General features: G+C 46.7%; 9 protein-coding genes and 1 pseudogene. 6 read left to right on the forward strand and 4 right to left on the reverse strand.

The genetic code is table 11. From position 1 onward, the window contains the following. Window positions 1-240 precede the first annotated feature (240 nt). On the forward strand, window positions 241-618 hold the full coding sequence (locus AM1_RS22085) for an AbrB family transcriptional regulator (RefSeq protein WP_010470848.1): 378 nt from the start codon (window positions 241-243) through the stop codon (window positions 616-618). Window positions 619-1,120: 502 nt separating this feature from the next. After that, the gene (gene topA / locus AM1_RS22090; RefSeq protein ID WP_012165120.1) at window positions 1,121-3,253 is read left to right on the forward strand and encodes a type I DNA topoisomerase; all 2,133 of its coding nucleotides are present in this window, start codon (window positions 1,121-1,123) and stop codon (window positions 3,251-3,253) included. 316 nt (window positions 3,254-3,569) lie between these two features. Here the strand turns inward: topA and AM1_RS22095 are convergent, their stop codons facing one another. Beyond that, window positions 3,570-3,833: a hypothetical protein gene (locus AM1_RS22095; RefSeq protein WP_012165121.1), complete on the reverse strand. Its 264-nt coding sequence runs from the start codon at window positions 3,831-3,833 to the stop codon at window positions 3,570-3,572. A 137-nt stretch (window positions 3,834-3,970) separates the two neighbouring features. Here AM1_RS22095 and AM1_RS22100 point away from each other — a divergent pair, with 137 nt between their 5' ends. Genes AM1_RS22100 through AM1_RS42275 form a run of 3 tightly spaced genes read left to right on the forward strand, consistent with a single transcriptional unit; the run spans window position 3,971 to window position 6,529 of the window. Further along, the gene (locus AM1_RS22100; RefSeq protein ID WP_012165122.1) at window positions 3,971-5,695 is read left to right on the forward strand and encodes an IS5-like element ISAcma17 family transposase; all 1,725 of its coding nucleotides are present in this window, start codon (window positions 3,971-3,973) and stop codon (window positions 5,693-5,695) included. Between the two features lie 52 nt (window positions 5,696-5,747). Further along, complete coding sequence (locus tag AM1_RS22105) at window positions 5,748-6,344, forward strand: CDP-alcohol phosphatidyltransferase family protein (RefSeq protein WP_012165123.1); 597 nt, start codon at window positions 5,748-5,750, stop codon at window positions 6,342-6,344. A 41-nt stretch (window positions 6,345-6,385) separates the two neighbouring features. After that, on the forward strand, window positions 6,386-6,529 hold the full coding sequence (locus AM1_RS42275) for an SMI1/KNR4 family protein (protein ID WP_012165124.1): 144 nt from the start codon (window positions 6,386-6,388) through the stop codon (window positions 6,527-6,529). On the opposite strand, the pseudogene AM1_RS39925 reads toward AM1_RS42275, so the two are convergent. Next, window positions 6,526-7,523, reverse strand: a pseudogene (locus AM1_RS39925) (IS1-like element ISAcma36 family transposase). The gene AM1_RS42275 and the pseudogene AM1_RS39925 sit on opposite strands and share 4 nt — an antisense overlap. A 60-nt stretch (window positions 7,524-7,583) precedes the next feature. On the opposite strand from AM1_RS39925, the gene AM1_RS22120 reads away from it, so the two are divergent. Then, window positions 7,584-8,129, forward strand: a complete 546-nt coding sequence (locus tag AM1_RS22120) for an SMI1/KNR4 family protein (RefSeq protein ID WP_083776735.1) — start codon at window positions 7,584-7,586, stop codon at window positions 8,127-8,129. Between the two features lie 250 nt (window positions 8,130-8,379). On the opposite strand, the gene AM1_RS22125 is transcribed toward AM1_RS22120, so the two are convergent. Next, the gene (locus AM1_RS22125; RefSeq protein ID WP_012165128.1) at window positions 8,380-8,871 is read right to left on the reverse strand and encodes a hypothetical protein; all 492 of its coding nucleotides are present in this window, start codon (window positions 8,869-8,871) and stop codon (window positions 8,380-8,382) included. 441 nt (window positions 8,872-9,312) lie between these two features. Then, on the reverse strand, window positions 9,313-10,656 hold the full coding sequence (locus tag AM1_RS22130) for an IS701-like element ISAcma24 family transposase (RefSeq protein ID WP_012165130.1): 1,344 nt from the start codon (window positions 10,654-10,656) through the stop codon (window positions 9,313-9,315). Window positions 10,657-10,985: the final 329 nt, after the last annotated feature.

Consider the following 10,985-nt stretch of genomic DNA (forward strand, 5'->3'; position numbering starts at 1 on the left):
TATATAAGGCTAGCAGAACTCAAAGACTAAGGAATCAAGAGTAAAAAAAAGGAAATCTGTAAATCTGCGAAATTATTATTAATAATCTGAGGCGTTGTTAGAATCTGATTATTTTCCAGAATTACATAGTAAACAACTTTAAGCTGTGCTGATTTTCTTAATCCTTTGTTGCTCAAAACCCAAAAAAATATGGCAGTATTAATACATTCAGGTGATATTTATAGAGAGACTTGTTGATTTATGCCTAGGAAAAATAAGCAGACTAAGCCTTTAACAGGTGAAGCGTTAATTACGAAAGTCAAACAACTGAGTGATTTGACTCGTGAGGAGAAAGCGAAAGCCTGTGGATATATTTCCAATGAGTCAGATGGCTCAGAACGAGTGAAAGTGATGGCCTTCCTCAATGCTTTATTGGATGCAGAAGGCATTAATTTAGATCGGCATTCTGCTGATGGAGATGGCCGAGGTGGGCGCAAAGCCAGTTATAAGGTCAGTGTGCAGTCCAACGGTAATATTTTAGTTGGACGTACTTATACAAAAGCTTTGGAATTAGAGCCTGGGGATGAATTCGAAATCACCGTGGGTCGTAAGCATATTCATTTGAACAAGGTTGCTTAGTTGACACAGCTACCCCCTCAAATGCACTTATAGGCTCCGATGTAGTTGAGAGGCTAACGACTTCCGATATTCTGTTAAGTTTCGCTTACATTCAATACCTACAAATCAACGGATGGCTAGTCTTTGGATGCCATCCGTTTTTTCATGGGCGGTCTTAGTCTTTTATTTCGCGAAGAATTAATAATTCATTTCATTTAAAAATAGATGGGGAGCTATTCATACTTGAAGGGAGTTAGCTGACTACTCCAAATACTGCATGAGCTAGTGACAGCAAGCAATCTAAAGCCCATGAAAAATTCCTTTATCATCCCTATTGCCAGATGTATCAGACTTGCGATCGCACCCCCATCCTCCTCGCAAAAATCAAAACAAATGTACTATAATTTTTCAGTCTATATCCCCCTAACCTTAGCCTCACCACAGCTACCGCAAGCCTCACCACAGCTACCGCAAGCCTCACCACAGCTACCGCAGTCATTCACGCATCAATAGAGAACCCAATATGTCTCGCCTGCTCATTGTCGAATCCCCAGGAAAAATCAAGAAGCTGAGATCGATTCTTGGATCAGGCTGGCAGGTACGGGCTTCCGTGGGACATATCAGACAGCTCGCCAATACGGGTACGGGTAACTTAGGATTTGAAGCAAAAAATGGTCAGATCACCTGTAGCTATGAACCCAGGGATGACCGGGCCAAAAAGACCATCGCTGATCTGAAAACCGCCGCTAAACAGGCCGACGAGATTTTTATTGCCAGTGACCCAGACCGGGAAGGAGAAGTGATTGGGTGGCATATTGCCCAGGTACTTGGGATTAAGAAACCAAAGCGGGTGGTCTATCAAGAAATTACGGAACGAGCGGTTCAGCAAGCTATTGCCCATCCCAAATCTTTAGATATGGACTTGGTGGAAGCGGGGCGCTGTCGAGATTGCCTCGACAAACTCGTGGGCTATCGGGGGTCTCCCTTGATCTGGCGGTTGAACAATGGTGCAAAGTCCGTCGGTAGAGTCCAATCGGCAACCCTGCACCTGATTTGTCAGCGCGAACGCGAGATCCAAGTTTTTGTGCCTCAGGACTATTGGTCGGTATTTGTGGAATATTCCGAAGGGTTCAAAGCGTTTTATCACGGCAGCATGACTGGGAACGAGCCAGACGAAACCACCATTGAGGATGCGGGGTCAGAAGCTAAAACGGAAGAATCGACCCGAGTCACCTCCCAGGCTGCAGCCGATGCCTTGGTTGAAATAGCCCAAGCTCATCCCCACCACATCCTCTCTATCGAAGGGAAGATCACCCCCAAAAAGCCCCCTGCCCCCTTTACCACTTCAGCTCTTCAGCAAGCTGCTGGGTCGCGCCTTAAGTTCAGCCCTGAGCAAACCATGCAGGTGGCCCAAAAACTCTATGAAACGGGTCTGATCACCTATATGCGCACGGATTCAGTGATCTTATCCCCGGACTACTGTGCTGCCGCTAAAAAATGGCTAGAGCAAAATGATGCGGATAATGTTCCCAAAAAAGTCGCCAAGCAGAAAGGGGGCAAGCAAACTCAGGAAGGTCATGAGGCCATCCGCCCGACGGATATTTTCAAACCCTCTGCAGAACTCAAGCAATTCCTACCGGAAGAGCAGTTCAAGCTATATGTGTTGATTTGGACCCGGGCCTTAGCCTCCCAGTGCAAACCCGCTCAGATCCGTAAAACCATCGTCATTAGTCAGTCTGGTGAAGTTCAGTGGAAAGCCAAAGGCAATCTTGTAGAGTTCAAGGGTTACTCAAAATACTGGAAGGACATTAAAGCCGATACAGAACTGCCCACCCTGCAGCCCCAACAGTCTCTCACCCTAGCCCAAGCCGATTCCCAGCAGAAGCAAACCCAGCCTCCTGCTCGCTACAGTGAACCAAAGCTGGTGCAACTGATGGAGAAAAAGGGCATTGGTCGACCGTCTACCTATGCTCCCACGATCAAGACTATCAAGGCTCGGGGCTATGTCGATCTGATCAAGGGTAAACTCCAGCCCACCCAGATCGGCATGGAGGTGGATCAATTTATGGGGGGTGCTTTACCGGAGCTATTGGAGGCTGAATTTACGGCCCAGATGGAGAGTTCCTTGGATGCGATCGCACAAGGGAATCAGGAGTGGCAAAACTATCTGATCGACTGGAACCGCAGCTATTTTGCCCCGGCCTTGGCGAAGGCCTTGAAAGAGTTACCTGAACCGACTGGCAACTACGGAGGCAAAGTCTTACAAAAATCTAGAACCAAATGCCCAGGTTGCAGTCACCCCATGTCCAAGGTGCCCAGCAAAAAGGTGAAGAAGAAGTATTTCCTCAAATGCGAGAACGGCTGCACGGCGGACAATGGTCGAGGTCTAGTGATGTTCTGGTCCGATCGAGATAAAAATTGGCAAGTTCCCCAGGCCAAATCGGATCAACCTACGCCGCCAGCAGAACTCACGGATTATCCCTGTCCGGCTTGTCAGCAGAAAATGGAGATTTACTCATACCACAAGGATGGGCAGACCAAGCAGATGCTCCGATGCTCAGACCCAAAAGCTAGATCTGATAAGAAGCATAAGAATGCGGTCTATTTTCAAAGTAAAGGACGGTGGTGGAGTCCTAAATATGGGGAATTGGAATAAAAACGAAGAAATCCCCTGCAAAAAATCACAGGGGAAGTAAGGCTTTTGTAACTTTAGTACTTCCTCTTATAATGCCCATCGGGAAGCGGGTTTCAAGCTTGGTTCCGTCTGAAACTGAGGCTAATTCATCTTATTCAGAAGTGGCGTTATCACTCCCCTTGTTGAGATGCTGACAAAACATCCATTGGCTGGCATCCCCCCATTACGGAAAATTGATCCTAATGGGTGAGAGACAGGTACTCATAACATCACCAAAGGGCGAATGTCACTGGGAGAGTTTAGTGGCTGTCCAGAACAAGTTAAAGGGATAATTACGCTATTCAGCGAAAATCTTGTTAAACAAGTTGGTGACCTTGCTAAACGTTTGTGCTCTTCTGCGACGTCCCTCTGCTAGCCTCGCATCCAAATCATCACTAGGCTCTTCATCTTCAGCCCTTAGCAATTGATTTACTGCATTTTTAGTAGATGGAATCGTTGGCAATGAATTTTGCGTTCTGTCAGACTCAGATTTGGGGTTGGAAGCCTGTAAAGGTTCGTCTACTTTAAGCTCTGATGAAGCGACAGGGTTTGAGAGTTCCATCTTGAAATATCTCGATACTTAGGGCTTGCTTCGGAAGTCTAAGTTCCAATATTTGCAGTGTATCCAAGTGTTGAGGGCCCTTGAGAAGTGCAAGGAAAATCATTCAAAATATTTAAAACCCTTGCACCTGCAACCCGATGTATCGCCGTCCATCCCCCGGTCAACTGTCCTTTGAGAACTTCTACTTGCCCTTTGGAGGGAAACTTTCAGGAGAGAATCGCTGGGTCAAACTAGCCGAGTTGATTCCTTGGGAGAGCTTTGAGTCAGAATATGCAGACCAATTCAGTCAGACCATGGGGGCACCTGCCAAACCCTTTCGTGTGGCCTTAGGGACCTTAATCATCAAAGAGAAACTGGGTATATCCGACGCAGAGACCGTAGAACAGATTCGAGAGAACCCCTACTTGCAGTACTTTCTGGGGTTTAGTGAATATCGAGAGAGTGCTCCGTTTGATGCCTCCATGCTGGTTCACTTTCGCCAACGGTTGAATCTAGAGCTGCTAGCTCAAGTCAATGACGCAGTCGTGGACTCTGTGCTGGCATCCGAGGGGTCTCCTGTGGCGATGTCCCCTGAGTCATCTCCTCCCTCTGACGATGATGAAGATGAGCCTCCTGCCCCTCCCAACCAGGGCCAATTGTTGATAGATGCGACCTGTGCACCAGCCGATATTCGCTATCCGACAGACTTGGATTTGCTCAATGATGCCCGCAAAGCAAGCGAAGCCATCCTCGATGCTTTATATGCTCAAGTCATGCTGTCCCTCAAGTGCAAACCTCGCACCTACCGCCAGAAGGCCCGCAAAGCCTATCTGGCCATTGCCAAAAAACGTCAACCGAGCCGCAAGCTGATTCGTAAAGGGATTCGTCAGCAGTTGGGCTATGTGCGTCGCAATCTAGCCCATATTGATGGGTTGATAACATTGGGGGCTTCCCTATCCCAATTGTCCCGGCGGCAGTACCGTCTGTTGCTGGTGATTCATGAAGTCTTTCGACAGCAAGAATGGATGTATCAACAGTCAGTACGTCGAGTGGACGACCGGATTGTCAGTATGAGTCAGCCTCATGTCCGACCGATGGTCCGAGGCAAAGCTGGAACACCCGTTGAGTTTGGAGCCAAGCTATCCCTCAGTTGTGTGCGTGGATGTGTGTTTCTGGAGCGCTTGAGTTGGGATGCGTTCAATGAATCCCAGCATCTTCAACATCAAGTGGAAGCCTTTCGTCGTCGCTTTGGCCATTATCCTTTCTCAGTCCATGCTGACCAAATCTATCGGACTCGGGCTAATCGACGATGGTGTAAAGCTCGGGGGATTCGCTTGAGTGGACCGCCGTTAGGAAGACCTCAACAAGACCCACAAGTACAGACCCAACTCAAGCAACAAGCGTGTGAGGATGAAAAGGTGAGGGTCCAGATTGAGGGTAAGTTTGGGCAGGCCAAGCGACGGTTTGGCTTGAATCGAGTGATGGCGAAGTTAGCGGATACGGCTGCCAGTGCGATTGCTATCACGTTCTTGGTCATGAATCTGGAGCGGTGGCTCAGCCACTTTTTATCGTTCATTTTTGGGGTGGGATTGCTGGTTTTGGAAAGCGTTATGGAGCTGTCAGGACTTCCTTGGGGCTTTGCTAGGGCCAGTCAAAGGATATGGCTCTGGCCGTCACAAATGGGTTGCTTGTACGATTTGATGCATGGAATTTGCTCAATTTACTTTCTCAGCAAACCCTACTTATACAGTTCTTGTGGACAGGTTTGCTTTTGGGCAGACGCTGGTCAGCCTTTAGCAATCACGCCAGCATGTAACCTCTTAGGTCCTCAGTGTTCCCCTCTGCAAAGGCTAGAGAAACATTACGACTCCTTTGAGACCTGATCGAAACCGAAGTACAGTAGTGAATTCTTAGGCAAGTGTGGACTATCGGGCAATGCTAAACCTTGCGCAACTTCCTGGGCTGTTGGTCGGATTTCGTGTTCTGATCGCACCTTTATTACTCGTAGATGCGATGGACCATCAAACGAGCATTTGGTTCTTAGTGGGATATGTGTTGGCTATTCTGTCCGATATTTTCGATGGCATCATTGCTCGCCGCCTAGGAGTGAGTACGCCCCAACTTCGACAAGCAGACAGTTGGGCGGATATTTGGTTGTTTTCTTGCTTAGCGCTTAGTACCTGGTGGGTCCATCCAGACGTTTTGCAACAACTCCGCGTCCCTTTGCTGGTTGCGGTTGCCGCTCAATTTAGCCTGTTTGGGATCAGCTTGATCAAGTTTCGTAAGTTTCCGAGTTTTCATACCTATACGGCTAAAGCTTGGGGAATTGCACTACTGGTGGCTACGCTCTCGTTGTTTGGCTGGGGGGATTCCAGGGCATTGTGGGTTGCGATCACAGCCTGTCTCGTCAACAGTCTAGAAGAAATCGTGATGACCCTCGTTTTAGCCAAGTGGCACTGTGATGTCCTGAGCCTCTTTCATGCCCTTAAATTACGTCAATCTGAGCTGATAAACTCGGTGGAGAAAGGCTAAAGTGGTGGGGTACAACGCCAGGAAAAGCATATTCTGAAAAAATGCAAGAGATTTGGGAGCGAATTCATCAAGGTTTTGCCATCCATGCCCCCAAACTCATCTCTTGTCTACAACCTGGCGCTGCAGAAGAGGAAATTGAGCACACAGAAAAACTGCTAGGAATTCAATTGGCACTGGTCTACTAACAGGGCACATACCTAAACCCTTTATTGGTGAGGAGTTCTAAAGTACTCAGTGGGCGAGAACAAAATCCCATCTCCATGGCTGGTGTGGTCTGCTTACTGAGTCCCCAATGGGGTCTAACCCAGTTATGAATCAGGCGTTGTACGTCTAGCACTCGCTGTAACCCCAACCGCTTCTTAGCGTAGAGATTCTGCCGCCTTCGATAAGCACTACATCGTCTCCTCAAGGCAGCATTGTGAGCCTCATTATGATTGGCATGGATCTCAGACCTTGGACTGATAGCGGTAAAGGGATGCTCTGTTTTCACCCACTCTACTCGCCGATTCCCCTGAGACCCTTTAACTTTCATCACGACTTCTAACCCTTCTCGCCAAACCTTGCGATGCCCATAGTCAGGATGACACTCATCACCTTTGAGATAGACACTGGCAAGCTGCCAAAGTTCTTGTCCATAACGCCTTTCACCATCGGTAAACCATCGAATCCCATCACAGGCTTTCACCCACTCCCAAGCTGAGTAAACGCCATTTGCAAAAAGTTGTGCATCCTTGAGGCCAGCTAGTGCTGTCAACCAATAGCGGCTTTCGCGTTCAAGGAAGTGGATGGTCCAGCCCTGGGACTGGCTGGGGGGGAAGATTTTTGCCTACACGAGTGTATACTTCATCCCCTTCTACCGTCACATCAGAGGCTGCTGGTGCGGGGGGGTGACCAGTTCTGTGCTTGGTCTGCTAGGCGTTTTTCCCAACGCATAATGGTGGTATGAGATTTACCAAAGGTACGACCTGCTGAACGGACCCCCATTCCTTCGGTGCGAGCTTTGATGGCATAGCTCACCACTGAACTAGCGGTGCGTAAACGAGCCATTGGGGTGCCTGTGCGTTCGTTGAAACGACGATTGCAATCCTTACACTGATATCGCTGGACTAATGTCCCATCTTGCAGACTATCAAAGCCACGCTTAAGGATCTTCTCACTTTGACAGTATGGGCATTCCATTGATCTACATCAGGTTCCGTCGAAGGCATTATAGCTAGATCCTGCTAACAGACCAGTGCCATTCAATTCCCAGCAGATGTGCGTGCCTCCTACCGAATCCACAATGGTATGAGTGGTTCACAAGGATTTATCGACAATTGGCCAGAGTTTTATTCTTTATCCTCGATCCTTGAGCAGTGGGATTGCTGGAGAGATCTACTTGAGGCTGGAGAATTTCTAGAGTTTGAAAGCGAGCCAAAAGGCCCCATCAAAACAGATTGGTGGAATATAAAATGGATTCCCTTATTGGGGAATAGAGGCGGTGATCACTGTTGTTTGGATCTTGATCCACTCCCAGATGGCCAGTTGGGGCAAATCATTACGATGTGGCATGATATTGGGGCCGAAGAGATTATTGCTCCCTCCTTTAAAAAACTTTTGGCGATCCTTGCAGATGATTTGAATGCAGGGGTTTATATATTTTCCGAAGAATTTGGTGAACTGGTGACTGTTACTGAATTTGAAGAGCGGAATGTAGAACAACGCAAACAAGAACATATGGGTCAGTTAGGCCAATTTTTAAAACGAGCCCAGTTTATAAAGCAGTACGGCAAGAATTCGTCTTGAAGCCTTTCTACAAAAACACCTGCGGAGCTGTTCTGCTCTTTTAGATTGATCAGTCAGCTTTAAAGAATGGAGAAGCATCCAGCAATATCCCTCTATTTCTAGCAATACATGTCTGCTCAACTTTTATCAGTGTAGTGCTGTGATGCCCTGAGGCTCTTTCATGTCTTACAGTTGTGCCAATCAGAACTAGTGGAGCTAGATGAAGAACTTCAATTTCTATAAGACCTTGAGTGGCATCGGTCTCGCCTCATTAACCAATCCAAAACCTAAACCGAATATGTCTGGACTCAACCTTACCTAAAAACGTTGAGAAGTCTTGCAGATCTTGAACCACATACGTTAGTAATTCACCACTATTCTGGACCTGCGAATGGGCAAAGACATCAGGATTCTCCTTCAAGTACTGGATCAGCCCATGCATCGTTTTCATCGCAATTCCAGCATCGGCAGCACTAAACCAGTCAGCCTGTCCTTCCAGTTCATGCAATGTAGTTCGCAAACATCGCCGATCATCCTCAAGCTCAGCCCTATCTAATTCATATGCAGGGTTCAGTTCACCCAATGCATCAGCAATGTCCAGTTCATCTAGGGCTTCTAACCAATCTTTATAAATGTCAGGGTCTTCTATAACAAAATGACTTAACTGGGTTAATCCCTTATCTTTGGCTATTTGCTCCAATCTTTCCCATACTTTGGTGATGGCAAGAGTTTCACTAGGAGAATTCTCAGGTAAGGATTGCATCCATCTCTCGCACTCAAGAGCAATACCAAAGGCGGCACTTGACACTCTCTAAGCCCTATCAATTCTGAGCATATACAGTCGAACCATTAGATACTAAGGTGGATTCAATTCTAGCTAAATGCGGAATGATCTTTGATTTGGCTTCAGGGTGGAGAGCGCAGAGAGTAATTCTAGGGAATTCATGACTTCCCCTAAAAATGGCCAGAATACAGACATGCTCAGCGTGATGTATTGATTAGGGGGTAACCCAGCCTTGAGCAAGAGATACGAATTTGAAGCCTGTTGCAGAAAACGATGCAGTGCGATAGCGCAAAGACTGGATTCAATCTTGCTCTGTGGCGGATGGTTAATGCTGCGATTGACGGTTTTATAACCATTGAGCAAGCCTGACTAATGACGATACAGCGCTTGTCAGATGATAGTTATCGCTCTTTCATCACTCTAGGCAGATAAAAACGGCGTTTTCACCCCAGGCGCAGCCCTGGGTATGGCTCCATGGAGTTGATTCATCATCACAATCAATTGTGGAAATCCCAGTGATAATCTGGGAATGGGAAAAACCTCCAACCAAGGTTGAATCTGATCGAATAGAATCAACGATTGTATTATCACTAACCTCAAGTTGTTGAGCAGATGTTTCCACCCTTTCCCTGTCTGCCAATATCGGTGCTGCGAAAACGTCTCTATCACAGGAGGGACTTGCTGTTTCATGGATAATCCTGTCGGTAGTTCAAACCTATCAGAGTGAAGACTCACCATCAGGTACGCACTCATGACGACCTGCCACCATCGTTCAATCTGGTCATAATCCGTGACCCGAAAATCGGCCCAGCCTAACTCATTCTTGCTTTGCTTGAGACCATATTCGACCCAGTTTCTCAGACCATAGAAATTGCCTATTTGGTGATATTTGACGCCTTCTATTTCGCTCATTACATACCAGGTAGAGGCTTTAGGTAAGTTTTGTGGATCAGTGGTAATATCCCAAAATTGTTGGGCAAGACGCTGACCATAAATGACTTCTCGGATATAGCGAGTTTCACAGGAACCGTCTGAAAAAACATGTTCAAATGCTCGCCAGCGATTACATCGAACCCGTTGTTCTTTCGGCAACCACAATCCATGATTGCTGCGAATGGCAACGACATAAGGAAGCTGCAATGCTTGCAAGTGGGAGACGAAGGTACTACCACTTTCGCCATACAAACTATCCGCAAGTACCAAATCAAATTGACAACCATGAGCAAGGAGCTCATCAATCATCGAAACCGCAATTTCAGGTTTGCTGTGATAGACATCTCCTGACTGGAGGCGACTCTTGGGTTTGTACACTCGAAACATTAACGGCAAGGTCATATGCTCCACTACTCCATAAGCCGTGACAGCAACGATGCCATTGTCAACTTTGCCTAAATTACCGAGATACTGGCGTTGAACGTAATCCGTCTGTTTGCCCTTTTTGCGGTCTTCTGTCTCATCAATGATCAAGGTGAGCGGTCGTCCCGAAAGTACTTGCAAGATCAGGTTAAGTCTTGCTTGTTCAAGGGCTGAGGGACGCCAAGGAGATTCTGTCAAAAAATGGAGGAGACCTTGTTCATTGGCGAGACCACAGATACGAGCAATGGCAGGAAGACTCTTGTGTTTAATGTCAGACATCATTCCCAGATGCAAGTATTTGAACGCTTCATAGCTTCTGACATCTGTAAATAAAGGACGGTAGCACTGACAGTACTCATCAATGAAGGTCAAGGTGGTGGCGGCTGGACGTGGAGGAGTCATGAGCATCAAAACTCTTTGACGGCGTTGAACTCATTATCCTCCTCCTAGAGTGATGAAAGAGCGATAACTGCCAGATAATTACACCAGAAATTAAAATAATTTAATTTCACTAATTTTTTTGGAGTATAGTTTTCAGCTACTGAATATTGATAGATATTAAGCTGGAAAATAATTGTTTTCTGGATGAACAGATTAAATTACCCTTTCAAAAATATGAGAGCTTATCTACTGAAGTAGAGGAATCTCCAAGTGTTCCTAAGCCCATTTTTTCAAGGTACTTCTATTGAAGAATGTAATTCTGAGTCTATGCAAAAATTAGGGTTTTAGCTTATCCC

The sequence above is a fragment of the Acaryochloris marina MBIC11017 genome (genome assembly GCF_000018105.1).
Classification (GTDB): domain Bacteria; phylum Cyanobacteriota; class Cyanobacteriia; order Thermosynechococcales; family Thermosynechococcaceae; genus Acaryochloris; species Acaryochloris marina.

Excerpts from the sequence above, each read along its gene's own strand:
- AM1_RS22085 (WP_010470848.1), top strand. The coding sequence starts at position 241 with ATGCCTAGGAAAAATAAGCAGACTAAGCCTTTAACAGGTGAAGCGTTA.
- topA (WP_012165120.1), top strand. The coding sequence starts at position 1,121 with ATGTCTCGCCTGCTCATTGTCGAATCCCCAGGAAAAATCAAGAAGCTG.
- AM1_RS22095 (WP_012165121.1), bottom strand. The coding sequence starts at position 3,833 with ATGGAACTCTCAAACCCTGTCGCTTCATCAGAGCTTAAAGTAGACGAA.
- AM1_RS22100 (WP_012165122.1), top strand. The coding sequence starts at position 3,971 with ATGTATCGCCGTCCATCCCCCGGTCAACTGTCCTTTGAGAACTTCTAC.
- AM1_RS22105 (WP_012165123.1), top strand. The coding sequence starts at position 5,748 with ATGCTAAACCTTGCGCAACTTCCTGGGCTGTTGGTCGGATTTCGTGTT.
- AM1_RS42275 (WP_012165124.1), top strand. The coding sequence starts at position 6,386 with ATGCAAGAGATTTGGGAGCGAATTCATCAAGGTTTTGCCATCCATGCC.
- AM1_RS22125 (WP_012165128.1), bottom strand. The coding sequence starts at position 8,871 with ATGCAATCCTTACCTGAGAATTCTCCTAGTGAAACTCTTGCCATCACC.
- AM1_RS22130 (WP_012165130.1), bottom strand. The coding sequence starts at position 10,656 with ATGCTCATGACTCCTCCACGTCCAGCCGCCACCACCTTGACCTTCATT.